The sequence below is a fragment of the Dryocola mayonis genome (genome assembly GCF_051307045.1).
Classification (GTDB): domain Bacteria; phylum Pseudomonadota; class Gammaproteobacteria; order Enterobacterales; family Enterobacteriaceae; genus Dryocola.
Genome location: NZ_CP150452.1, coordinates 1,876,523 through 1,901,685, shown reverse-complemented (window position 1 = coordinate 1,901,685; position 25,163 = coordinate 1,876,523). Strand labels below are relative to the sequence as shown.

Sequence of the window (25,163 nt, the reverse complement as noted above, 5' to 3'; positions counted from 1 at the left end):
GCGGCTGTTCAGGGTCGAACGGCTATGCTTTTTCAGTACCTTTTCCCATTACGCTCAGGAGTTGCCGGTGGAGCACATTGATCTCATTCTGGTCGTCGACGATGACCGGGACATTCGCGAACTGATCGTCGACTATCTGATCAAGTCGGGCTATCGCGCGGTCGGCGCCGCTAACGGTAAGGAGATGCGGGCCGTGCTGGAAAAGCAGCCCGTCGATTTAGTGGTGCTGGACGTTATGATGCCCGGCGAAGACGGCCTGACGCTGTGCCGCCAGCTACGCAGCGACCGGCATAAGGACCTGCCCATCCTGATGCTGACGGCGCGCAATGAGGATACCGATCGCATCCTGGGGCTGGAAATGGGTGCCGACGACTATGTCGTTAAGCCCTTCGTCGCGCGTGAACTGCTGGCGCGGATAAAAGCGATTCTGCGCCGTTTCCGCACCCTTCCCCCCAACCTGCAGATAACCGAAGCCGGGCGCATTATCGCTTTTGGCGACTGGCGGCTGGATACTTCCGCCCGTCATTTGATTGATGACCGCGGCGTGATTGTCGCCTTAAGCGGCGCGGAGTATCGCCTGCTGCGCGTATTTCTCGACACCCGCAGCGCGTGCTGACCCGCGATCAGCTCCTGAACCTCACCCAGGGACGTGACGCCGAGCTGTTTGAACGTTCAATAGATCTGCTGGTCAGCCGCGTGCGCCAGCGCCTTAACGAAGACGCCCGCACGCCTGCGTATATCAAAACCGTGCGCAGCGAAGGCTACGTCTTTTCCATGCCGGTCGTCATCAAAGAGGCCAGGGAGTGACGCTGTGGCCGCGCTCGCTGTTAGCCCGCCTGACCGTCATCGTGCTGGCGGGCCTGCTGCTGGCTAACGCCTTAAGCCTGTCGCTGGTGATGTTTGAGAGAATGCGCAGCGCCCGCAGCGTGATGCTGGGCAACCTGGAGTACGACGTGGCGACGAGCGTGGCGATCCTCGACAGGCTGCCCGCCGCAGAGCGCCCGGCCTGGCTGCCGAAGCTTGCCCGGGGAAATTATCACTATATTCTTGGGCCGGGCGCTGCCGGCAGCGCGCCGCTGGACAAACGTTCCCGGGACGCCATCCGCTCCCTTACCGCCACCCTTGGCGGTCAATACCAGCTCAGGTTCAGCAGCGTAGCGGGCCCCGTCTCGCACATTCAGGCTCATATGGTGCTGGGCGACGGCTCGCCGCTGACGCTCGATTTAATTCCCCATATGCCGCCCGTTGCGCGCTGGCTGCCGGTGGTCTTTACTATCCAGCTTATTCTGGTGGTGCTTTGCGCGTGGCTTGCCGTGCGCCAGGTCGTCCGGCCGCTGATGCGTTTTACGCGCGCGGTAGAATCGCTGGAGCCTGCGGCCGGCAATCCCTCTGCCATGGCGGAGCAAGGGCCGCTGGAGGTGCAGCAGGCCGCGCGGGCGTTTAACGCCATGCAGACGCGCATTCAGGGCTATATCAGGCAGCGCTCGCAGATCCTCGCCGCCATCTCGCACGATTTACAAACGCCGATCACCCGCATGAAGCTGCGCATCGAGATGGCCGAAGAGCCCGCGCTGCGCGACAAGCTGATGCAGGATCTGGACAATATGACCCAGCTGGTGCGCGAAGGCATCGCCTGGGCGCGCTCGTCAGAAAGCCTCGAAGAGCCGCTTGTGCCCATCGAACTGCATGCTTTTATCGACAGCATTGCCTGCGACTACCGGGACGTGGGGAAAAATGTGCGCTTTGCGCAGCCGGCGTGCGCCTTCTCGCTGGCTGCGCGTCCGCAGGCGCTGCGCAGGGTGATGACCAACCTGCTGGATAACGCGCTGAAGTTCGGCGGCCGCGCTGAAATTACGCTTATCCATCCGGACAGCCGGTCGGTGACCATTAGCGTGGCGGATGACGGGCCCGGCATTCCGCAAGATGAGCTGGAGGCGGTGCTGCAGCCGTTCTACCGCATAGAAAGCTCGCGCAACAGGAGCACCGGCGGCACCGGGCTGGGGCTGGCGATTGCTGCGCAGCTGGTCGGCCAGTCGGGCGGTAAGCTGACGTTAAGCAACCGCGAAGGCGGCGGGCTGCAGGTCAACGTCACCTTGCCGGCCGCATAATTGTATCGCCGTGTATCCTGCCGCCCTGCGGATAAACGCGCTGACAAACCGGCGGCTTCACAAAACATCCCGAACACAACCGGCGGTTGTAATGACAGCGCTGCCCCATAGCGCAGTAAACGTCATTCACCCATTCCGCGTTCGTGAGGTTTCCTATGTTTCTTCTGATTGCCTTTCTCGGCGGCGGCATCAGCCTGCTGAGCCCCTGCACCTTACCCGTCATTCCCCTGCTGTTTGCCGGTTTCGCCGGGCGAAAAGGCCACCTTGCCGCCCTGCTGCTGGGTATGGTGGCGATGTTCAGCGCCGTCGCCATGCTGATTACCGTAGCCGGCGACTGGGTTATCCGGACCACGCTTGTCGGACGCTGGCTGGCGCTGGCCTTGCTGGCCGTCGCCGCCCTGGCGCTTATCTTCCCGGGCCTCGCCGCACGGCTGCTGCACCCGGCGGTGCGGCTGGGCAACGCCATCAATGAGCGGAGCTATCGTGCGCAGGGCGCCCTTTCCGCTTTCCTGGCGGGACTGGCCGTGGGCCTGCTGTGGTCGCCCTGCGCCGGGCCGATTCTGGGAGCGATACTCGCCCCGGCGCTTGCGGGCAACGCGTCGGCCAGCACCGGGCTGCTGCTGGCCGCGTACGGCAGCGGCTGCGTCGTGATGCTGGCGCTGCTGTGGCTGTGCGGCAAGCGGATCCTGACGCGCCTGCGGGCGAAAAGCGCGTTTATGGCGCGGCTGCGCCAGCTCGCCGGAGCGGTGATGCTGGCCTGCGTTGCCTTCAACGCCGCCGGCATGAACGGTCTTTTTCAGGGGGCAAACGGCCTTGCGGACAGGCTTGAAGAGAGGCTGCTGACTCTCGCTCCCGCCGCGGATCCCGAGGCTAAGCTGCAGCCCGTCGCGCAGCCCGCGCCTGCCGCCGCCATCCCTTCGCTGGCGGGAGGAACCACCTGGCTCAACGGGACGCCGGCCACGCCCGAGTCGCTGCAGGGAAAAGTGGTGCTGGTTGATTTCTGGACCTTCGACTGCATTAACTGCCAGCACGCGCTGCCGCACGTGCGCGACTGGGCGAACAAATACAAAGATCGCGGGCTGGTGGTGATTGGCGTGCATACGCCGGAATATCCCTGGGAAAAAAATCCGCGGGCCGTGCAAAATGCTGTCGATAAATGGCAGCTGCCGTATGCGGTGGTAACCGATAACCATTACCAAATCTGGAACGCCTTCGGCAACCGCTACTGGCCCGCCCACTATTACTTCGATGTGCAGGGCAAGCTGCGCTACGCCGCTTTCGGCGAGGGAGATTATGCCAGGCAGGAGCAGGTTATTCAGACCTTGCTAAAAGAGGTGCGAACCTGAAGCGGCTCTCCACAGCAACGCTTCACTATTCTGTTTAACGGGCTAAACGAGCTTAAAAAAATAAAGGCAGATTGCTCTGCCTTTATCGTTGCCGAATGCCGTTGCCGGTCGCTGTTCCTACTTCAGCATATTACGGATGACGTAATGCAAAATGCCGTCGTTGTGGAAATAGGTTAATTCGTTGCCGGTATCGATACGGCAGCGGCACTCGATCACCTCCTGCCGGCCGTCGCTATGTGACAACGTCACCGGCACGGTAGCGCCCGGGCTGAGGGAGTTGAGCCCGGTGATATCAATGGTTTCTTCCCCGGTCAGCCCCAGGGTTTTACGCGTTACGCCCTGCGGGAATTCAAGGGGCAGGATACCCATCCCGATAAGGTTTGAACGGTGAATACGCTCAAAGGATTCGGAGATAACCACCCGCACGCCCAGCAGGCGCGGCCCTTTTGCCGCCCAGTCGCGGCTTGAGCCTGACCCGTATTCTTTACCCGCAATCACCGCCAGCGGAATACCCTTCGCCTGGTAACGCATCGCCGCATCGTAAATCGACATCACCTCGTCCCCCGGCAGCAGGCGCGTCATGCCGCCTTCCAAGCCGGGCACCATCTCGTTACGAATACGGATGTTGGCGAAGGTGCCGCGCATCATTACCTCATGGTTGCCGCGGCGCGAACCGTAGGAGTTGAAGTCTCTGCGCTCAACGCCGTGGTTTAGCAGATAGCGTCCCGCCGGGCTGTCGGGCTTGATGCTGCCCGCAGGCGAGATGTGGTCGGTGGTGACCGAATCGCCCAGCATCGCCAGCACGCGTGCGCCATGAATATCCTGCAGCGGCTTCGGCTCCGCTTCCATATCGTCAAAGAACGGCGACAGGCGAATATAGGTGGAGTCGCTCTGCCAGCCGTAGGTATCCGAGCGGTCGACCGCGATATTTTGCCACTCCGGCGTGCCTTCGAAGACCTCGGCGTACTCTTTGTTGAACATTTCAGTAGAAACTTTGGCTACCGCGCGGGCGATCTCCTGGCTGCTCGGCCAGATGTCCTTCAGGTAAACCGGATCGCCCTTGCGATCGTGCCCCAGCGGATCGGTTGTCAGGTTGACGTTCATATTCCCCGCCAGCGCATAGGCGACCACCAGCGGCGGCGAGGCCAGCCAGTTGGTTTTCACCAGCGGGTGAATACGGCCTTCGAAGTTGCGGTTGCCGGAAAGCACCGCGCCCACGGTCAAATCGCCTTTTTTAATCGCCAGCTCGATAGGATCCGGCAGCGGCCCGGAGTTGCCGATACAGGTGGTACAGCCGTAGCCGACCAGGTTAAAGCCCAGTCCGTCGAGATAAGGCGTCAGCCTGGCTTTGGCGAGATAATCCGAAACCACTTTCGACCCCGGCGCCAGCGAGGCCTTGACCCACGGCTGACGCTTCAGGCCAAGCGTGAGCGCTTTTTTCGCCAGCAGCCCCGCGGCCATCAGCACGCTCGGGTTAGAGGTGTTGGTGCAGGACGTAATGGCGGCAATCACCACCGCGCCGTCCGGAAGCTGGTATTCACGCCCGCCCAGGGTGTAATCCACCGGCGCGCGATCTTTCTGCGTGGCGTTGATTTCCAGCTCGTTGCTGGCGTGAAAGGCCTTCGGAACCTCGCCTAAGGGGACGCGGTCCTGCGGCCGTTTCGGCCCGGCGACGCTCGCCTCCACCTCATTCATATTCAAAGCGAGGGTGCTGGTAAAGATCGGCTCATCGCCGGTATTGCGCCACATGCCCTGCGCTTTGGCATACGCCTCGACCAGCGCAATCTGGTCTTCGGTACGCCCGCTCAGGCGCATGTAGTCAAGCGTAACGGCATCGATAGGGAAGAAGCCGCACGTCGCGCCGTATTCCGGCGCCATGTTGGCGATAGTGGCGCGGTCCGCCAGCGGCAGCGAATCCAGCCCGTCGCCGTAGAATTCGACAAACTTGCCGACGACGCCGTGCCTGCGCAGCATCTGGGTAACGGTCAGAACAAGGTCGGTTGCGGTAATCCCCTCGCCGAGCCTGCCGTCGAGCTTAAAGCCGACCACGTCAGGAATAAGCATGGATACCGGCTGGCCGAGCATCGCGGCCTCCGCTTCGATACCGCCCACGCCCCATCCCAGCACGCCCAGGCCGTTGATCATCGTGGTGTGGGAATCGGTGCCCACCAGCGTGTCCGGATAAGCGACCAGCTCGTCGCCCTGCATTTCGCTCCACACGGCTTTGCCAAGGTATTCCAGGTTGACCTGGTGGCAGATACCGGTGCCCGGCGGCACTACGCTAAAGCGGCTGAACGCCTGCTGGCCCCAGCGCAGGAAGACGTAGCGTTCGTGGTTGCGCTCCATTTCCAGGCGCACGTTTTCTTCAAAGGCGTCGTCGTCGCCGAAATGGTCGACGGTAACAGAGTGGTCGATGACCAGGTCAACGGAAGACAGCGGGTTGACTTTGGCGACGTCGCCGCCGAGGCGCTTGACGGCTTCGCGCATGGCGGCTAAATCCACCACGGGCCGGCACGCCGGTAAAATCCTGCATTAACACGCGCGCCGGGCGGTAGGCGATTTCACGATCCGCATGGGCGTTTTTCAGCCAGCCGGCCAGAGCGTGGATATCCTCTTTGGTAACGGAATCTTCATCCTGCCAGCGCAGCATGTTTTCGAGTAAGACTTTTAGCGACTTGGGTAAGCGCGTGATATCCCCAAGTTCCTTCGATGCCAGCGGCAGGCTGTAGTAATGATAGGTTTTATCCAGCGCCTGAAGCGTGTCCTTACTGGCCTCTCGTAGGGTAAACGACATAGCTCCTCCTTAATTCCAGGGATAGCGATGCCCTGATTGAATTCAGGGTCACTGTTAAAGATAACACAAACATGTCGTAACGTTTTGATAACAACCCGAATTGATAAATGGCGCTAAAGGAGGGTATGCACGCAGGGAAATGAAAAACGCCCCGGCATCAGGCACGGGGCGTTTTGAGATTAATTTACGAGGGTGGCGATCAGCTGCGCCCAGAACACTACCGAAACGGTAAAAGCGCCGAGCCATGACCAGTATTTAATACTGCAGTGATTTATCATAAGCATTACTCTTTATTTACGATATGCAATCTGGCTGACTAAATAATCAGTCCCGAAGGGTATTGCTGTGCGTAGTTATTAAGTAGTACGTTGTTAACCGCGGTTAATAAAAAAGTGTGATGCGCCGCAAGTTAATTAAACGTAAATAAAATGAGTAATTATTGTTTTTTGTGATCGTCGACGGTCATCAAATCGATAAAATCCTGCTGCTGCTGAGTCAGCTGCCAGGAGGGCCGGCGGCTGGGTTTTAACCCTTTGCAGCTTCTGAACCGGCTTGTCATCCTGGTGAAACATTTTTTTTGACTGCACGACCTGCCCGGGCGTTGCCATTTTTAGCTCCAATAGCGCCAGGCCACTAGCGCAACGACCAGCCAGAACAGGCCTGAGACCAGAAATACCGCCAGCCAGGCTTTGCGTTTAAGCTCCGGATCCCTTTGCGGTTGTTCACTTCCTGAAGGCATTGCTAACCTCATACAATCGACACCACTTATCATAAACTTGTTAACAATCGTTATAAGCAATCGTCCGTTGGGATTAATCCTAAAGAAACTCTAGCGCAAAAGCCAGCAAATTTGCTCACTGTTTACAAGAAAAGATTTAATCTTTTGACATGAAATAAATTATTGAAGTGTCACATTTGCGCTGCGGTTAATTATTATCTACGCCTGTCTCATAATAGAGACAGATTAACCATCGTGATAATAAGGATAAGCCGGGGCGGCGGATATAAAACGCGATGAGAGTCATTCTTATTTATTCGCGGGGATTAAAAACGGTATCTTCTCCGGGCGGAGAAGATACCAGATGGAATTATTTGGCGGGTAATTTAATATCTTTAAACATCGCTTCGATATCCTCATTGGACCTTAAGGCCACGGCGGTATCGACCACGTCACGCGTCAGGTGCGGGGCGAAGCGTTGAATAAAATCATACATATAGCTGCGCAGGAAGGTGCTGCGGCGAAAACCGATTTTGGTGGTGCTGTGGCTGAACACCCCCTGCGCCTCGATACGTACCAAATCAGGGTCGGAGACGGGATCGACGGCCATGCTGGCGATTACCCCTACGCCTAAACCAAGGCGCACGTAGGTTTTAATGACGTCCGCATCGGTTGCGGTAAAGACGATACGCGGGGTTAAACCGGCGCGGTTGAACGCGGTATCCAGCTCAGAACGGCCGGTAAAGCCGAAGGTATAGGTAACCAGCGGATACTGAGCCAGCTCCTCGATGGTGACGGATTCCTTCGACGCCAGCGGGTGCTCCGGGGTGACGACGATCGAGCGGTTCCAGTGGTAGCACGGCAGCATCACCAGATCGTCGTACAGATGCAGCGCTTCGGTGGCGATGGCGAAATCCGCATTACCCTTAGAGACGGCCTCCGCGATCTGCGTCGGCGACCCCTGATGCATATGCAGCGAAACGCGAGGGTAGCGTTCTATAAAGCCTTTGATGACGCCCGGCAGCGCGTAGCGAGCCTGGGTATGCGTCGTGGCGACGTATAAAGAGCCTTTGTCCGGCCAGGTATGTTCGCCGGCAACGGATTTAATGGCGTCGACTTTTGAGAGCACTTCACGGGCGATACGGATAATCTCCTGCCCGGCAGGCGTGACCTGGGTAAGATGTTTGCCGCTGCGGGCAAAAATCTGAATACCCAGCTCATCTTCCAGCATCCGCACTTGTTTACTGATGCCCGGCTGAGAAGTGTAGAGCCCTTCCGCCGTCGACGAGACGTTAAGATTGTGGTTGACCACCTCAACGATATAACGAAGCTGCTGTAGTTTCATGACTTACCATCCAGGTCAAAACGCCCCCAACGCAGGCGGTACGGGGAGTAAGACGCTATGAGATTAAAAAGGATATGCGCTAAAGCCACTATATCAGTTATATCTTCTCTGTATAGATGGGAAGAAAAAATAATAAAGAGGTTATATAAGAAGAGAGAAAAAACCGGAGCGCGGGCCCCGGTTTCAGTGGTTAAGGAAGGTTATTTCTTCCCTTCAACCCATTTGCCGTCGATAAAGAAGGCGGACCAGCCGGTCGCTTTGCCCTCTTTTTCTGAGGAAACGTACTGCTGCTTAGTCTTGCGGCTAAAGCGGACGACGGATTTATTGCCTTCCGCATCCTGCTGCGGCGCGTCGGCCAGATAGCGCAGCTTTTCCGGCAGGCGGTCACGGAAGCGGTACAGCTCTTCGACTAACGGCGCGCGGGTTTCACGCGATTTAGGGAAGGTGTTAGCTGCCAGGAAGACGCCCGCCGCGCCGTCGCGCAGAACAAAGTAGGCGTCCGATTTTTCACAAGGCAGTTCCGGCAACGGAACCGGATCTTCTTTCGGCGGAGCCACTTCGCCGTTACGCAGGATCTTACGCGTGTTCTTGCAGTCATCGTTGGTGCAGGCCATGTACTTACCGAAACGCCCCATTTTCAGATGCATTTCAGAACCACATTTTTCGCATTCGACGATCGGGCCGTCATAGCCCTTGATGCGGAACTCGCCCTCTTCGATTTCGTAGCCGTCGCAGGTCGGGTTGTTACCGCACACGTGCAGCTTGCGTTTAGGATCGATAAGGTAGCTGTCCATCGCCGTGCCGCATTTGGCGCAACGACGTTTCGCACGCAGCGCGTTGGTTTCCGCGTCATCGCCCTCAAGGACGTTAAGCACTTCGTTTTCCGGCACCAGGTTAATGGTGGTTTTGCAGCGCTCTTTCGGCGGCAGCGCATAGCCGGAGCAGCCAAGGAACACCCCGGTGCTTGCGGTACGGATACCCATCTTGCGCCCGCAGGTCGGACAGTCGATGCTGGTGAGCACCATCTGGTTCGGGCGCATGCCGCCCTCTTCCGGATCCTGCTCGGCTTTCTCAAGCTGGCCGCTGAAGTCGCTGAAGAATTCGTCCAGCACGCCTTTCCACTCGGCCTGGTTGTTAGCCACCTGGTCGAGGTTGTTTTCCATCTGCGCGGTAAAGTCGTAGTTCATCAGCTCGCGGAAGTTTTCTTCCAGACGATCGGTGACGATCTCGCCCATTTTCTCGGCGTAAAAACGACGGTTCTCCACGCGCACATAGCCACGATCCTGGATTGTGGAGATAATGGACGCATAGGTAGAAGGACGGCCGATGCCGCGCTTTTCAAGCTCTTTGACCAACGACGCTTCGCTAAAGCGAGCCGGCGGCTTGGTAAAGTGCTGGCCCGGGGTCAGTTCAATCAGCGACATCACGTCGCCTTTATTGACCGCCGGCAGCGTGCGATCCTCATCGCCTTTACGCAGCGCAGGCATGACCTTCGTCCAGCCGTCAAAGCGCAGGATACGACCACGGGCTTTCAGGCGGTAGTCGCCCGCTTCCACGGTTAAGGTCGTGGAGTCATACTGCGCAGGCGTCATCTGGCAGGCCACGAACTGGCGCCAGATAAGCTGATAGAGTTTCTGCGCGTCAACTTCCATATCCTTTAAGGATTCGGCGACCACGCCCACGTCGGATGGACGAATCGCTTCGTGCGCTTCCTGTGAGTTTTCCTTGCTTGCATACTGGTTAGCATCGGCCGGCAGATACTTTTTACCGAAGTTCTCGCCGATATAACCACGCACCATGCTCACCGCGTCCTGGCTGAGGTTGGTGGAGTCGGTACGCATGTAGGTGATGTGGCCCGCTTCGTACAGGCGCTGCGCCATCATCATGGTTTTTTTCACGCCAAAACCAAGACGGGTGCTGGCAGCCTGCTGCAGCGTGGAGGTAATAAACGGCGCGCCGGGCTTGCTGCTGGTCGGTTTATCCTCGCGCTCAAGAACGGTATAACGGGCTTTTTCAAGCTCGCTGACCGCCGCCATGGTCTGCTCGCGGTTGACCGGACGGAACGGCTTATCTTTGTGGTGGCTAACCTGAACCGGAAGGCTGTCGCCCGCCGGGGTGGCCAGGCTGGCGTCGATTTCCCAGAACTCTTCGGGAACAAACGCTTTGATCTCACGTTCACGCTCGACGACCAGACGCACGGCAACGGATTGCACGCGGCCGGCGGAAAGCCCGCGGGCGATTTTTTTCCACAGCAGCGGAGAGACCATATAACCCACCACGCGGTCCATAAAGCGACGCGCCTGCTGGGCGTTGACCCGGTCAATATTCAGTTCGCCCGGCTTTTCAAAAGCCTGCTGGATAGCGTTTTTGGTGATTTCGTTAAACACCACGCGGCTGTAGCGCGAATCATCGCCGCCGATCACTTCCCGCAGGTGCCAGGCGATGGGCCTCCCCTTCGCGGTCAAGGTCGGTTGCGAGATAGATATGGTCGGCTTTTTCAGCAAGGGATTTCAGTTCTGAAACCACCTTTTCTTTGCCCGGCAGCACTTCATACTGGGCTTCCCAGCCGTGCCAGGGATCGACTCCCATACGATTTACGAGCGCGCCGCGTTCATCCTTTTTGACCTTTTTGGTCGTTTTGGCGGAGGCAGAGTCAGCGCTCTTCTTGGTGGTTGATCCACTGGTCGGCAAATCGCGGATATGACCCACGCTGGACTTAACCACGTAGTCGTTTCCGAGATATTTGTTGATCGTTTTGGCTTTTGCCGGGGACTCAACGATGACGAGAGCTTTACCCATATTCACCTTTACCTAATTTAATTCATCCAGAATACGTCGCACGCAGTCTCATTCTCCCGCTTGCGGTGCGCCTTTTTTTATATTGCGACAGCATCAAAGGAGATCAACTCTTTTTTCAAAACACCGGGCTGAAAGCCGCGCCAACGCAGGTGATTGAGTTACCGAGTTTTTCGTGCAGGTGACATAGCACGACGGAAGTTTGGTTGAATGTCAAGCAATTCCGTTGCCAGATTTGCGAAAGCGTCACACTCTACCTGATAAAATCCGATACGCAACTTTATTAGCATGCAATACGCATTCCCGCCAGCACGGTTAACTTTTTTGTGGGCCTGCGGTTTACAAGGAGATATTGCCCCTGAGGCTCTTGTGGACGTACACTAGCGCCAGTTTTTTGGAGGAGACAACATGCAAACTACAACTCAGCCTGTCGACCGCGAAACGCTGCTGGCCGAGGCCAATAAAATCATTCGCGAACATGAAGATTTTATCCAGGGTATGGAAGCCACGGGCGTTGAGCAAAAGAGTGGCGTGCTGGTCTTTCGCGGCGAGTATTTCCTTGATGAACAAGGTCTGCCCACCCCGAAAAGCACGGCGGTATTTAATATGTTCAAGCACCTCGCCCACGTGATGTCCGAGAAATACCATCTGCAGGACTAAAACAAAAAGCGAGGCCGCAGGCCCCGCTTTTTAAACCTCTATTTACCATAGCGGTTTTTCGCCGCGCTGCCACCAGCGGAGCAACAGGCGATCGAGACTGTTTGCCGCGCTGCCGGTAAACCTTTCCATCATTTTTTTACGACGGGTAAAGCGCACGCCGATGACCTCATGGTTTTTCATCAGGCCAATCAGCAGATCGTCGCTGGTGCTGACCTCATCCACCAGCCCTTTTTCTTTTGCCTGCAGGCCGTACCAGTGTTCGCCGGTGGCCACGGCGTCAATATCCAGCGCCGGGCGCATTTCATGCACGAAATGCTTAAAGAGGAGATGGGTTTCGTTCAGGTCTTCGCGGAACTTCTCGCGGCCCTGCTCGGTGTTCTCGCCAAACAGCGTCAGGGTGCGCTTGTATTGCCCCGCGGTGTGCAATTCCACGTCGATATCATTACGCTTTAACAGGCGATGGAAGTTCGGCACCTGCGCCACCACGCCGATGGAGCCAATAATAGAAAACGGCGCGGCAACGATGCGGTCCGCCACGCAGGCCATCATATAGCCTCCGCTGGCTGCGACCTTGTCAACGGCCACGGTCAGACGCACTTTATGCTCGCGCAGGCGCTGTAGCTGCGAGGCCGCAAGACCATAGCCGTGCACCACCCCGCCCGGGCTTTCCAGGCGCAGCAGGACCTCGTCTTCAGGCTTAACCACCGCCAGCACCGCGGTTATCTCTTCGCGCAAAGACGTCACCTCGTGAGCGTCCATACTGCCTTTAAAATCCAGCACGTAGAGGGTCGGCTTGTCAGAGCTGCTGGTTTCGCCGCGCTTAGCGCGCGCCTTAGCCTGTTTTGCCTCGAGCCTGTGCTTTTTCTTCTGGCCTTTATGCCAGAGCTTTTGCTGATGATGGTCAAGACGCGCGACCTGCATCTCTTCGCGCATCTCCTGATACTGTTCGCTTAAGTTGCTCAGACGCAGCTCGCCGTGATGATGCTTTTTACGCTGGGCAACGTTGACCACAATAGTAGCTATGGCCGCGATCGCCACGACAACGGTGACGATTTTGGCCAGAAACAATCCATAGTTCGCAATAAAATCCACGTATTCCGCCTTAATTTCAGAGCATTAATCATAAGGTGCAGTGTACCCGAGCGGGCGCTTCGCGTCTGCATGCAACTCTAAATGCTGCGCGGCGGCCTGCGGTACGAATGTAAACCGGCGAAACCTTTGCAAAATGTTAACCAGCGGGAATGTCTCCCGGCGGCCGATTGAAATGCCCCTGCCTTTCAGGCATAAAGCCCTGTGTACCAAAAACCACGAGAAATAAGACGCGAGCCGCCGCCTGCATCGCGCGAGGAGTGAATTTTGCATTACCAACCGAAAACCGATTTACTGCGCAACCGCATTATCCTGGTCACCGGCGCCAGCGACGGCATCGGCCGCGAAGCGGCGCTGACTTATGCGCGCTACGGCGCGAGCGTTATCCTGCTCGGACGCAACGAAGATAAGCTGCGCGCCGTGGCGCAAGAGTTACAACATCAGTCCGGCGGCACGCCGCACTGGTTTACCCTGGATCTGCTGACCGCCACCCCGCAGGATTGTGAGCGGCTGGCGCAGAGGGTCGCCGGCCTGGCGCCTCGTCTGGACGGCGTGCTGCATAACGCGGGCATCCTCGGCGATGTGGTGCCGATGAGCCAGCAAGATCCGCAAACCTGGCAGAACGTGATGCAGGTAAACGTCAACGCCACCTTCTTCCTTACCCAGGCCCTGCTGCCGCTGTTGCTGAAATCCGACGCGGGCTCGCTGGTGTTCACCACCTCGAGCGTTGGCCGCCAGGGCCGCGCCGGCTGGGGCGCCTACGCCGCATCAAAATTTGCCACCGAAGGCATGATGCAGGTGCTGGCAGAAGAGTATAAGCAGCAAAACCTGCGCGTGAACTGCATCAATCCGGGCGGTACGCGCACCGCAATGCGGGCCAGCGCCTTTCCAACCGAAGATCCCGCAAAGCTTAAAACGCCGCGTGATTTAATGCCGCTCTATCTGTGGCTGATGGGCGACGACAGCCGTCGCAAAACCGGCATGAGCTTTGACGCCCAGCCTAACCGTAAACCAGGAATTTCCGAATGAGCGACGATCGTTACCAGCAGCGGGCCCAGCGCCAGAAAGAAAAAGTTGACGCCCGCATTGAAGCGGCCCAGCAGGAGCGTGGCATTTTAATTGTGTTTACCGGCAACGGGAAAGGCAAAACCACAGCGGCGTTTGGCACCGCCGCCCGCGCCGTCGGCCACGGTAAAAAAGTCGGCGTCATCCAGTTTATTAAGGGCCAGTGGCCGAACGGCGAGCGGAATTTACTTGAGCCGCACGGCGTGGAGTTTCAGGTAATGGCGACGGGCTTTACCTGGGAGACGCAGAACCGCGAAACGGATAGCGAAGCGTGCCTTGCCGTCTGGCAACACGCCAGACGCATGCTGGCGGACGGCTCGCTGGATATGGTGATCCTCGATGAAATCACCTATATGGTCGCCTATGATTATCTGCCGCTGCAGGAGGTGCTGGATGCGCTCCGGCAGCGCCCTGCGCAGCAGACGGTGATTATCACCGGCCGCGGCTGCCACCGGGATATTCTCGAGCTGGCCGATACGGTCAGCGAACTGCGTCCGGTGAAGCATGCTTTTGACGCGGGCGTGAAGGCGCAAGCCGGGATTGACTACTAAAGCCTGCAGCGCCCGTTATCATCGGGTGGACGGCGCTAAGCGCTGCCACAAACGGCAGGTCGGGCGGCGCTTAGCGCTTGCCCGACTTACATCACAGCCTTACTTCACAGTGGCTTAACATGCGCCATTTACCCTCGATAAGCTGCGTCTCACCGCTCAGGGTTACCATGCCGCGGCTGCGTATGTCCCCGCTTGATGCCCCGATTTGTATCTCAAACTCGCCAGGCTCCACTACGCGCTGCCCGTCGCGGCGGGTGAAGCTGAGCATATCGGTGGGCACGATAAACGTCAGCCTGGCGCTTTCTCCCGGTTCAAGACAGACACGCTGGAAGGCTTTTAGCTCCTGAACCGGGCGCACCATGGAGGCCACTTTGTCATGGACATAAAGCTGCACCACCTCGCTGCCCGCGACGGCTCCGCTGTTGGTTACGGTAATGGTCGCGCAGACATCCCCGCCCTGACAGGCAACCGTGGCGTCCTTCAGCTTTAAGTCGCCGTAGTCGAACGTCGTCCATGTTTTGCCATAGCCAAACGGGTAGCGTGAGCCGAAGTGGAAGGCGAACGGCGTGCCGCCGCTTTTTAGTTTGTGGTTGTAGTAATAAGGCATGGCGCCCGCGCTTTTCGGCACCGACACCACCAGACGTCCTTCGGGCTCCGCCTGCCCCATCAGCACATCCGCAACGGCGTGTCCGCCCTCCTGGCCGGGCGCCCAGGCCAGCAGCAGCGCGGCGACCTTATCTTCCTGCCCGCCGAGGTTATAAGGACGGCCGCCGGTCACCACCACCACCACCGGCTTGCCCGTCGCCAGCAGTTCGTCAAGCAGCTGCTGCTGCACGCCCGGCAGCGCCAGGCTATCCGTATCCGAACCCTCGCCAACCGTACCGCTCTGGAACAGGCCTGCCAGATCGCCCACGCACAGCACCACCACATCACTTTGCTGCGCCGTTTTTACCGCCTCCGGGATCAGGCTCGTATCGAGCGAAACCGGCGACTCCTGCATAGGTTTTCCGCCGCTGTCGCCGGGGAAGACCGGTGCGCCGGCCATGCGCTTTTCAATAATATGGCAGCCTTTGGCGTAAAGAACGCTGTCGCGGCCAAGGCGTTCGCGCAGGGCCGCAAGCGGCGTGACCACCTGCGAGGTTTGCTCCAGCATATCGCTGATGATCAGATGCACCGGGAAGCTGTAGCCGCTTAGCAGCGCCAGAGGATCGTCCGCGGTCGGCCCTATGACCGCCACGCGCGGCTTGCCTTTCAGCGGCAGAGTGCCGTCGTTCTCCAGAAGCGTAATAGAACGGGTCGCCACTTCGCGCGCAATCTGCAGCGTGGGCTCGCTTTGCAGCTCGACCTGATTTTCATCCGTATAAGGCCGTTCAAACAGGCCCAGCCGGAATTTCTCTTTCAGCACGCGGGCGACGATTTCATCCACCTTTTCCATGGTGATTAATCCGCGCCCGACGGCCTGCGCCAGGTGGCGGGCGCAGTCATCCTTCGGCAGTTCGACGTCCAGACCCGCGTTAAACGCCAGCGCCGCCGACCCGGCCGCATCATGCGAAACGCCGTGATGCTGATGAAGCAGGCTGACGCCGCCGTAGTCCGCCACAACCAGCCCGTCGAACCCCCACCTTTCGCGCAGGACGGTGGTGAGCAGGAAGTCGTCGGAGTGTCCCGGCTGGTTATCGATATCGTGATAGGCAGGCATAACGGAACCGGCGTTGGCGAGCTTCACCGCCATTTCAAACGGCAGCAGAAAAGTGTCATTCAGCTCGCAGAAGCCGAGATGCACGGGCGCATGGTTGCGCGCGCCTTCGCTGAACGAATGGCCGACATAATGCTTAAGCGTCGCCAGCAGATCGCGATTCTTGCCCTGCAGGCCCTTTTACATAGCGCGTCGCCATTACGCCCACGAGCCACGGATCCTCGCCGAAGGTCTCTTCCGTACGCCCCCAGCGCACGTCGCGCGAAACGTCCAGCACCGGCGCAAGCCCCTGATGGCAGCCGGCAGAGCGCGCTTCCCTGCCAATCGCGGCGGCGGCGCGTTCGATCAAATCCGGATCCCAGGTCGAGCCGTAATTAAGGGATGAAGGAAAAAGCGTGGCGTCTTTGCACAGCAAACCCACCAGGCACTCTTCATGAAAAAGCGCGGGAATGCCAAGGCGGGTCTCTTCAACCAGGGTTTTCTGCAGGCGATTGGCCGCCCGCACGCCCTCTTTCGCCGCAACGATGTGCGTGCCCAGCGGACGGGTAATTTGCCCGACGCCCAGCTGTAAACGCTCGGCCAGCCCCGCCCGTTCCGTTACGCCCGCAAACTCATCGCTCAGGTCGGTTCGCTCACGGTGATTGCCGTCGCTCGATAAAATCAGCCAGTACGCGTGCATCTGCGCGAACTTTTCTTCCGGCGTCATGCGTGAGAGGAGATCGGCTACGCGTTCGTTAACCGGGCGGTGGGGATCCTTATAAATAACAGACATACATTACTCCTGTGTAACGGGGGCCAGTGACGGTTCGTCATTGCGAAGCTGGCGCTTAGCGGCAAGCTCGCGGGCGATGCTGTAGACCTTGCGGCTGTTGAGCTTGTAGATAAGCAGCAGCAAAGCCATGGCGATAAACAGCACCGCAGGAATGAGGGTGAACAGCGCGTTGATGGTGCTCAGCACCGAAGCCGACTGGGTCGCCTGGTTGGGCAGATAATCGACCATCCCGAGGATCCATCCCACTACCGCGCCGCCGAGAGCCAGACCGAATTTAATGGCAAACAGCGCGGTGGAAAACACCAGCCCGTCAAGACGGCGGCCCGTGCGGTGCTCTTCATAGTCCACCACGTCGGAAAACATCGTCCATTGCAACGGCGTGGTGAGGTTCTGGATAAAGCTGAACACCAGGTTCAGGGCAAAAATAAGCCAGATGGCCGTCGGGGGAATAAAGAAAATCGCCGTGCCGAAAATAACAAAAGTAACGATAGTCCACTGGTACGCCCGCACGCGATCGAACCTGCCAAGCAAACGTTCTGAAAGCAAAGCGCCCAGCAAAGAGGCAATCATGCCCGAAACGATAAAAGCAAAGACCAGATCCGGGCGTAATAAAACATACTTCACGTAATACATGGTGGCGGAGCCACGGGTTACCACCGCGGTTAAAAGTAAAATATTGAACACGAATACAATTCGCCACTGGCTATTTTTCGCCAGCAATTTTAAATCGCCGACCATTGAGCCCGAGGTGTCATTACGCGGAGAATAACGTTCTTTGGTCATGGCAAAGCAGCAATAAAATAACCCTACGCCGAGCAGTCCCATTAAACTCATGGCGTAGAAATACCCTTTTTGCAGGTTGCCGCCGCCCAGCCAGTCTACCAGCGGCAGCGCAATAACCGTGACGATCAGCCCGCCAATAAACGACAGGGCAAAGCGCCAGGACTGAATGGAATGCCGCTCGCGTGGGTCAAGGGTCAGCGCGCCCGGCATTGCGCAATAGGGCACGTTTATCGCCGAATAGACCACGCTAAGAATGCTGTAAGTGGCACAGGCATAAATAATTTTTGCCGTCGGGCCGACGTCCGGCACGTAAAAGGTCACCAGGCAGCTTACGCCAAAAGGAATAGCAAACCACAACAGCCAGGGACGGAAACGGCCGTGTCTGGTCTGCGTGCGGTCGACCATGGCGCCGATACAGGGATCGATAAACGCATCCACCACGCGCACCACTAAAAACATGGTGCCCATGATAGCCGCCGGCAGGCCAAACACGTCGGTATAAAAATAAGCAAGGAATAACGTCGCGGTTTGCCAGACTAATGCGCTGGCCATATCGCCGAGGCCATAGCCAATTTTATCTTTGGTACTGAGAACAGAAGTGGCGTTCATTATTATTGACCTTATTTGTAGGGCACAAAATAGTTCAACTTTCCGCATCAATCTCGCGGCATTTATTTTCCGCACTCAGTATTGGTTAACTCACGCAAAGACAACAATTGTCGAATTGCCCAGACAAATTATGATTTTTTGCTTTTTCTGATAAATGTGACGAGGTGCAAATCCACGGGCGATAAAAATGTAAGTAGCCCGCAAGATTGGCGGGCTGAATAATTAAGGGGATATTACCAGCTATAGCTGACCGTGGCGGTCATGGTGCGGCCAATACCGTAGAAACAGGCGGAGTCGGAAGCGCAGGAAGCGACGTATTTCGTATCCGCCAGGTTGTTCACGTTAAGCTGCACGGCGGCTCCTTGCAGGCTGCCGTTCATCTCGCCCAGCTCGTAACGCAGCATCGCGTCATACAGGTCAACCGACGCCACCTTAAAGGTGTTTTGCGCATCGCCATAGCTGGTGCCGATATAGCGCATCCCAACGCCCGCGGTCAGGTTTTTCAGCGCGCCGCCCTGGAAGGTGTAGCTGCCCCAGGCGGAGGCCATATGCGTCGGGATGCGGGCCGGGGTTTTCCCTTCGGTTCCCGCCACCGTGGTGCTGACGTTTTCCGCATCGGTGTAGGTGTATGAGCCAATCAGGTTAACGCTGTCAAACAGCGCGGCGTGGATTTCCGTCTCCACGCCTTTCGAGCGCACTTCACCTGCGTTTTCAAACCAGCCCAGGCTACTGTTGTAGGTTGACACGTTGCTCTGGCGCAGATCGTAGAGCGCAAGCGTCATAAAGATGTTTTCAACAGGCTGGTACTTAAGCCCCGCTTCGGTTTGCTTCCCGGTTGTCGGCGCAAAAGGCGCGGTGTCCGGGGCGCGGTTGGTTTGCAGATTCGGTTCGAATGAGGTGCTGTAGCTGACATACGGCGAAAGGCCGGAATCAAAGGCGTAGAGCAAACCGGTGCGCCAGGTGAATTTGCTGTCGTTCTGCTGCACCGTGGCGCCGTTCTGATTGTCCTTAGTACGCACTTCCGCCCAGTCATAGCGCCCGGAAAGCAGCAGCTGCCAGCTATTCCAGCTCATCTGGTCCTGCAGGTAAACGCCCGTCTGGTCGAGGTTCTGCTGCTCGTCCGTCACCAGGCTAAAGGTGCTTTCATCTACGTCGATGCCATAGGCCGGGTTCGGCCAGTAGATATCGTACTGAGAACCCATACCGCGCCAGAACCGCTGGCTGTCGTTGCTTAATTTATAATCCAGGCCGCCGAGCACCGTATGCCCGATTTCGCCGCTATCAAACTGGGCCTCAAGCTGGTTATCGATCCCAAACTCGTCCGTGTCGCGAACCTCATGCTGCGCGCGGCGCGCAAGCGTCAGGTCGTTAACAGATGTGGCGTAGACGAGGTAGCGGTACTTTTGTTTGATTTTTGCGTAGCGGGCGTTCTGACGGAAGGTGAGGACATCATTAAAGCCGTGCTCAAACTCATAGCCCACCATCGTCTGCTCCCGCCATGACTGGTCGTAGTTCGGGTCGCTGACGTTGAAATCAAGAGGAATGTAGCCTGCGGAGGTTTCGGTGACGAGGCCCGCTTTCGGCAGGAAGTTACGGTAGCCCGCATCGGGATCTTTCTGGTAGCTGGTCAACAGCGTAAAACGCGTCTGGTCATGCGGATACCAGGTTAACGCCGGGGCGATGGCCATGCGCGTTTCTTTATAATCAGAAACCTGGTTGTCCTGGGTGCGGGCGATGCCATTTAAACGATAAAGCACGCGGCCGTCGTCGCTTAACGGGCCGCCGAAATCGAACGCGCCCTCGGCCAGATGATTATTGCCGGTTCGCAGTTCAACCTTGTGAACGGCTTCGCTCGTCGGGCGCTTGCTGGTCATACCGATCAGCCCGCCCGGGTTCACCTGGCCAAAGAGCACCGAGGCAGGCCCGCGCACCAGCTCCACCCTTTCAAGCAGCCAGGGATCGACGGTGCCCGTTTGCGAAGACGCCGTGGCACCGAAGCTCAGGCCGTCGAGATATTTCGGCACGTAGCTGAAACCGCGGACGAATACCTCGTCGTTACGGTTGGAGCTGCCGCGATATTCGGTGAAAACGCCCGCGGAATAACGCAGGGCCTGTGCAACGGACGTAACGTCCTGCGCATCCATCTGATCGCGGGTGACCACCGAAACGGACTGCGGTGTTTTCACCAGCTCCGCCGCCGTTTTGGTGGCGGAGAGCGTTTTGGTCGCCACCATGCCGCTAAACGGCGCGGTCGGCTCTTCCGAAACCTTTCCGCTTACCACCATCGTCTCTTCGGCCGGGCGCGCCGTTTCAGCCCATGCCCCGCCGCTCATGCCCAGCGCGGTGAGATTCATCAGCCACAGACCCTGCGTTATCTTATTATTTTTGAAATACATTTCTTACCGTCCCCCTTGGGTCGAAAGCCCGTTCGATGAATCGTTTTGAGATTAACTGTTACGTTTTGTCATAATTGTGATGGGTCTGGATGTTATTGCAAATCATTACCATTTGCATTAGCGTTTCTAAACTTTTTTTAACACTTGCTGATGGAAGCTGATGAATCGAGCCTGGGTAGGATTAACGTTGGGATTATGTTCGGCCTGCGCGACGGCCGCGGAGTGTACGCCGCGCGCTTTGCAAGGAGAGCTGGAGGGGAAGTTTGATGCCAGCGGGGAGATCTGCTTTTCCCTGCCCTCGCTGGGTGAAAACTATGCGCACGCAACCCTCGTCGGGGCGCGCGATGCAAAGCTGCTGGATACGAAGGGCTATCCGTGGCGTGTGCTGGTAGAAGACGGCCCGGCGGACGGCCGGCACGATCTGCTTTTTGCCCTGCCGTTCAAGCGTGAATCGACCCTGCTGCTGCGCGGCGAGCCCGGCGCCCGCTGGCAGTTCAACTGGCAGATTCGTGAAACCCGTCCCCTGCCCAAAGAACAGGTGCTTGAGCCGGTAAGCCCCATCTTACAGGAGCTGCAGGAAACGCTGCGCAACGGCGGCACCACCGACGAATTCTGGCAGCAGAGGCAGGAGGAAGGCACTCCGCTGGTAGAGAACCTGGATGCCGCCCACCGGCGCGTAACCTTCCTGTGGCGCGGCGCGCGCGGCAACGCTTTTATTCTGGGCTCGCCCGCGGGCGATCACGATCCCCTGTTCCGCCTCGGCCAGTCCGACGTCTGGTTCCGCAGCTATGTGGTGCCGGCGGATACGCTGATGCAGTACAAGCTGGCGCCTGACGTGCCCGTAATCGCCGGTTCTGCCCGTGACCAGCGCCGGGCGATCCTGGTAACGGCGCAGGCCGATCCTCTTAATCCTTTAGCCAGCCCGGCGTTAAAGGCGGACCGCTGGAATCGCTTTTCCCTGCTGAATCTCGCCGCCAGCCGTTACTGCACGCCGCAGGCAGCCGGCCAGCCGCTACGCAACGGCTCTTTGATTCGCTACCGGGTGGACAGCAAAAAGCTCGGCAACAGCCGGGAGGTGGTGGTCTATCGTCCGCGCACCGGCCAGCCGGTACGCTGGTCGCTGCTGGTGTTTGACGGCAAGACCTATCAGGATCGCTACAGGCTTGCCAACGTAATAGACGGGCTGATTGCGCGCCACTCGCTGCCGGCCGTGAACCTGGTATTTATCGACAGCCTTGATAACGAACGTCGCCAGAAAGAGCTGCCGCCGAACCTCGCCTTTGCCGATTTTATGGCGCTCGAACTGGTACCCTGGCTTAAAACTCAGGGCATTTCTACCCCCGCGCAGAAAACCATCGTTGCGGGCTCCAGCTACGGCGGCATCGCCTCATCCTGGGTCGCGCTGCGCTATCCGCACGTTTTTGGCAACGTGCTGAGCCTCTCCGGCTCTTACTGGTGGGCGCCAAAAGGCGAAGAGGCAAGCTGGCTGACCCGCGAGTATCAACGCTCCCCCAGGCTGCCCGTTCGTTTCTGGCTGCAGGCCGGCCGTTTTGAAACGCAGGGACCGGACGGGGGCATTTATCTCAACACGCTGGAGTTTGAAAAAGCGCTGCGCGGCAAAGGCTATGAGGTTAGCTTCCACCCGTGGTCAAGCGGACATGATTATGCGGCATGGTGCGAGGCGATGGTGGCGGGCGTGAAGGATTTGGCGGGACGGCGATAAATAAACTCCCTCGCCTCCAGGGGCGAGGGAGAAAGCTTACTTTTTAATTTCGGCCAGGCTCAGCCAGGTTTGCACCACGGTGTCCGGGTTCAGGGACAGGCTGTCGATCCCCTCTTCCATCAGCCAGGCGGCAAAGTCTTCGTGATCCGACGGGCCCTGTCCGCAGATGCCGACGTATTTACCCTGTTTCTTCGCCGCTTTGATAGCCATCGACAGCAGCGCTTTCACCGCGTCGTTACGCTCGTCAAAGAGTTCGGAAACCACGCCGGAGTCGCGGTCCAGGCCCAGCGCCAGCTGCGTCATATCGTTGGAGCCGATAGAGAAGCCGTCGAAGTACTGCAGGAACTCATCCGCCAGCAGGGCGTTGGACGGGATCTCGCACATCATAATGATTTTCAGGCCGTTTTCGCCACGTTTCAGCCCCTGACGCTCCAGCTCTTCCACCACCGCTTTCGCCTGTGCGACGGTACGCACAAAGGGCACCATTACTTCGACGTTGGTGAGGCCCATTTCGTTGCGCACGCGCTTCATCGCGGCGCATTCCAGCGCGAAGCAGTCGCGGAAGCTGTCCGCCACATAGCGGCCGGCGCCGCGGAAGCCCAGCATCGGGTTCTCTTCTTCCGGCTCGTAACGCTCGCCGCCCACCAGGTTGGCGTATTCGTTAGATTTAAAGTCGGACAGGCGCACGATCACGCGCTTCGGCCAGAAGGCCGCGCCCAGCGTCGCGATCCCCTCCGTCAGGCGGCCCACGTAGAACTCGACCGGATCGTCATAGCCTTTCATCATTTCACGGATTTCGTTTTGCAGCTTCGGCTCCTGCTGGTCAAACTCCAGCAGCGCGCGCGGGTGCACGCCGATCATACGGTTGATGATGAACTCCAGGCGCGCCAGGCCTACGCCTTCGTTCGGCAGGCAGGCGAAGTCGAAAGCACGATCCGGGTTGCCGACGTTCATCATAATTTTCAGCGGCAGATCCGGCATGGTATCGACCGTAGAGCTTTTCACGCTGAAATCCAGCAGATCCTGATAAACATAGCCGGTATCCCCTTCCGCGCAGGACACCGTCACGTTCTGGTCGTCCTGCATGCGTTCGGTGGCGTCACCGCAGCCTACCACCGCCGGGATCCCCAGCTCGCGGGCGATAATCGCCGCGTGGCAGGTGCGTCCGCCGCGGTTGGTGACGATGGCGGCCGCCTTTTTCATGATCGGTTCCCAGTCCGGGTCGGTCATGTCGGTTACCAGCACGTCGCCCGGCTGGATGCGGTTCATTTCGCTGATGTCGTGAATCACTTTCACCGGGGCCTGCGCCGATGCGATGGCCGATAGCGCGGCCTTCCGCAACGATTTTACCCTGCGAATGCAGGTGATAACGCTCCATCACCTGGCCCTGAGAACGCACGGTTTCCGGGCGCGCCTGGACGATAAACAGCTTGCCGGTATGGCCGTCTTTGGCCCATTCGATGTCCATCGGGCGGCCGTAGTGTTTTTCGATCTGCACCGCCTGCTTCGCCAGCTCCTGCACTTCTTCAGGCGTAATGGAGAAGCGGTCGCGGTCGGCCTCGGGCACGTCTTCGATGCGCACCTGCTTGCCGTGCTCCTGGCTTGGGGCATAAACCATGCGGATTTTTTTCGAGCCCATGTTACGGCGCACGATGGCGGGCTTACCGGCCGCAAGCGTCGGCTTATGGACGTAGAATTCATCCGGGTTAACCGCGCCCTGCACCACCATTTCGCCGAGGCCGAAGGCCGAGGTGATAAACACCACCTGGTCGAAGCCGGATTCGGTATCGATGGAGAACATGACGCCGGACGACGCGAGGTCGGAGCGCACCATACGCTGTACGCCGGCGGAGAGCGCCACGCCGCGATGGTCGTAGCCCTGGTGCACGCGATAGGAGATGGCGCGGTCGTTAAACAGCGACGCAAAGACGTGCTTCACCGCCACCAGTACCGCATCGTAGCCCTGAACGTTAAGGAAGGTTTCTTGTTGCCCGGCAAAGGAGGCGTCCGGCATATCTTCCGCGGTCGCCGAGGAGCGCACGGCAAAAGAGGCTTCCGCGTCGTCTGCGGAAAGCTGTTCGTAGGCATCGTGAATCGCTTTTTCCAGCTCCGGCTGGAAAGGCGTGTCGATAATCCACTGGCGGATTTGCGCGCCGGCTTTGGCGAGTTCCGACACGTCGTCAATGTCCGTTTGATCGAGCAGTTCATAAATACGCTGGTTTACGCCGCTCTGGTCGAGAAACAGATTAAACGCCTCGGCGGTGGTGGCGAAACCGTTCGGCACGCTGACGCCCATGCCGGAAAGGTTGGTAATCATTTCACCCAGGGAGGCGTTTTTCCCCCCGACCCTGTCTACATCATTCATGCCGAGTTGGTTATACCAAAGCACCAGCGGTGACGAGCCATTATTGGACATCGAAACAATCCTTTTATGAAATATGAGTGGGCACAAGAATTTCCTGACTTCTTATTTAGCCTGGCATATTTGGCTGGCTGAGTGAAACGGTTGAATCGTTCAAGCAAAATAAAAATATAATTTTTTCGGATAGTTTCCCGAAAAACCTAAACCATTGATTATCCATTTAATCCTTAACATCGTGAGGGATACTGCCGCGCGGATATTTTTGAACCACCCGGTTCATTAAAAATAAAAACGTCATTTCATTTTGAAATTGCGACAATGACTATCACGGAATGCGTTGTTTTAATTTA

General features: G+C 58.0%; 12 protein-coding genes and 5 pseudogenes. 7 read left to right on the top strand and 10 right to left on the bottom strand.

Annotated features, from left to right (window positions below; genetic code table 11):
- Positions 1-67: 67 nt before the first annotated feature.
- The 3 genes and pseudogenes from WLO32_RS09240 to WLO32_RS09230 all read left to right on the top strand — a co-directional run bounded on the left by WLO32_RS09240 (position 68) and on the right by WLO32_RS09230 (position 3,454).
- Positions 68-807 (top strand): annotated as a pseudogene (locus tag WLO32_RS09240) (response regulator).
- The gene (locus tag WLO32_RS09235) at positions 804-2,108 is read left to right on the top strand and encodes an ATP-binding protein (RefSeq protein WP_435948036.1); all 1,305 of its coding nucleotides are present in this window, start codon (positions 804-806) and stop codon (positions 2,106-2,108) included. The pseudogene WLO32_RS09240 and the gene WLO32_RS09235 overlap by 4 nt, the downstream one beginning before the upstream one ends.
- A 155-nt stretch (positions 2,109-2,263) precedes the next feature.
- A complete protein-coding gene (locus WLO32_RS09230; RefSeq protein ID WP_435948035.1) occupies positions 2,264-3,454 on the top strand; it encodes a cytochrome c biogenesis protein/redoxin in 1,191 nt (396 codons plus the stop codon).
- Between the two features lie 117 nt (positions 3,455-3,571).
- Here the strand turns inward: WLO32_RS09230 and acnA are convergent.
- The 5 genes and pseudogenes from acnA to topA all read right to left on the bottom strand — a co-directional run bounded on the left by acnA (position 3,572) and on the right by topA (position 11,110).
- Positions 3,572-6,248, bottom strand: a pseudogene (acnA, locus tag WLO32_RS09225) (aconitate hydratase AcnA).
- A 179-nt stretch (positions 6,249-6,427) separates the two neighbouring features.
- Complete coding sequence (ymiC, locus tag WLO32_RS09220; protein WP_259461945.1) at positions 6,428-6,526, bottom strand: small membrane protein YmiC; 99 nt, start codon at positions 6,524-6,526, stop codon at positions 6,428-6,430.
- 332 nt (positions 6,527-6,858) lie between these two features.
- On the bottom strand, positions 6,859-6,999 hold the full coding sequence (locus tag WLO32_RS09215) for a YmiA family putative membrane protein (protein WP_435948034.1): 141 nt from the start codon (positions 6,997-6,999) through the stop codon (positions 6,859-6,861).
- A gap of 337 nt (positions 7,000-7,336) precedes the next feature.
- On the bottom strand, positions 7,337-8,311 hold the full coding sequence (cysB, locus tag WLO32_RS09210; protein ID WP_167606265.1) for an HTH-type transcriptional regulator CysB: 975 nt from the start codon (positions 8,309-8,311) through the stop codon (positions 7,337-7,339).
- A gap of 200 nt (positions 8,312-8,511) precedes the next feature.
- Positions 8,512-11,110: pseudogene (gene topA / locus WLO32_RS09205) on the bottom strand (type I DNA topoisomerase).
- Between the two features lie 405 nt (positions 11,111-11,515).
- Between topA and WLO32_RS09200 the strand changes: the two are divergent.
- Positions 11,516-11,767 carry a YciN family protein gene (locus tag WLO32_RS09200; RefSeq protein WP_435948033.1) on the top strand — a complete coding sequence of 84 codons (252 nt, stop codon included), beginning with the start codon at positions 11,516-11,518 and terminating at the stop codon, positions 11,765-11,767.
- Between the two features lie 42 nt (positions 11,768-11,809).
- On the opposite strand, the gene sohB is transcribed toward WLO32_RS09200, so the two are convergent.
- Positions 11,810-12,859, bottom strand: a complete 1,050-nt coding sequence (gene sohB, locus WLO32_RS09195) for a protease SohB (protein ID WP_435948032.1) — start codon at positions 12,857-12,859, stop codon at positions 11,810-11,812.
- A 264-nt stretch (positions 12,860-13,123) separates the two neighbouring features.
- Here sohB and WLO32_RS09190 point away from each other — a divergent pair, with 264 nt between their 5' ends.
- Together WLO32_RS09190 and cobO are read left to right on the top strand one after the other, a co-directional pair.
- Positions 13,124-13,885: a YciK family oxidoreductase gene (locus WLO32_RS09190; RefSeq protein ID WP_435948031.1), complete on the top strand. Its 762-nt coding sequence runs from the start codon at positions 13,124-13,126 to the stop codon at positions 13,883-13,885.
- Positions 13,882-14,472: a cob(I)yrinic acid a,c-diamide adenosyltransferase gene (cobO, locus tag WLO32_RS09185; protein WP_435948030.1), complete on the top strand. Its 591-nt coding sequence runs from the start codon at positions 13,882-13,884 to the stop codon at positions 14,470-14,472. Before WLO32_RS09190 ends, cobO begins: the two co-directional genes overlap by 4 nt.
- Before the next feature lie 91 nt (positions 14,473-14,563).
- Here cobO and WLO32_RS09180 read toward each other — a convergent pair.
- The 3 genes and pseudogenes from WLO32_RS09180 to WLO32_RS09170 form a co-directional block, all read right to left on the bottom strand.
- Positions 14,564-16,940: pseudogene (locus WLO32_RS09180) on the bottom strand (glycoside hydrolase family 3 N-terminal domain-containing protein).
- A 3-nt stretch (positions 16,941-16,943) separates the two neighbouring features.
- The gene (locus tag WLO32_RS09175) at positions 16,944-18,332 is read right to left on the bottom strand and encodes an MFS transporter (RefSeq protein WP_435948029.1); all 1,389 of its coding nucleotides are present in this window, start codon (positions 18,330-18,332) and stop codon (positions 16,944-16,946) included.
- Between the two features lie 233 nt (positions 18,333-18,565).
- Positions 18,566-20,728, bottom strand: a complete 2,163-nt coding sequence (locus WLO32_RS09170; RefSeq protein ID WP_435948028.1) for a TonB-dependent siderophore receptor — start codon at positions 20,726-20,728, stop codon at positions 18,566-18,568.
- A 160-nt stretch (positions 20,729-20,888) separates the two neighbouring features.
- On the opposite strand from WLO32_RS09170, the gene WLO32_RS09165 reads away from it, so the two are divergent.
- Positions 20,889-22,451, top strand: a complete 1,563-nt coding sequence (locus WLO32_RS09165; RefSeq protein ID WP_435948027.1) for an alpha/beta hydrolase-fold protein — start codon at positions 20,889-20,891, stop codon at positions 22,449-22,451.
- 36 nt (positions 22,452-22,487) lie between these two features.
- Here WLO32_RS09165 and ppsA read toward each other — a convergent pair.
- A pseudogene (ppsA, locus tag WLO32_RS09160) lies at positions 22,488-24,867 on the bottom strand (phosphoenolpyruvate synthase).
- Positions 24,868-25,163 lie beyond the last annotated feature (296 nt).

Bases quoted from the DNA above. Each gene is read 5' to 3' on its own strand.
- WLO32_RS09230 (WP_435948035.1), top strand. From the start codon at position 2,264: ATGTTTCTTCTGATTGCCTTTCTCGGCGGCGGCATCAGCCTGCTGAGC.
- ymiC (WP_259461945.1), bottom strand. From the start codon at position 6,526: ATGATAAATCACTGCAGTATTAAATACTGGTCATGGCTCGGCGCTTTT.
- WLO32_RS09215 (WP_435948034.1), bottom strand. From the start codon at position 6,999: ATGAGGTTAGCAATGCCTTCAGGAAGTGAACAACCGCAAAGGGATCCG.
- cysB (WP_167606265.1), bottom strand. From the start codon at position 8,311: ATGAAACTACAGCAGCTTCGTTATATCGTTGAGGTGGTCAACCACAAT.
- WLO32_RS09200 (WP_435948033.1), top strand. From the start codon at position 11,516: ATGCAAACTACAACTCAGCCTGTCGACCGCGAAACGCTGCTGGCCGAG.
- cobO (WP_435948030.1), top strand. From the start codon at position 13,882: ATGAGCGACGATCGTTACCAGCAGCGGGCCCAGCGCCAGAAAGAAAAA.
- WLO32_RS09175 (WP_435948029.1), bottom strand. From the start codon at position 18,332: ATGAACGCCACTTCTGTTCTCAGTACCAAAGATAAAATTGGCTATGGC.
- WLO32_RS09170 (WP_435948028.1), bottom strand. From the start codon at position 20,728: ATGTATTTCAAAAATAATAAGATAACGCAGGGTCTGTGGCTGATGAAT.
- WLO32_RS09165 (WP_435948027.1), top strand. From the start codon at position 20,889: ATGAATCGAGCCTGGGTAGGATTAACGTTGGGATTATGTTCGGCCTGC.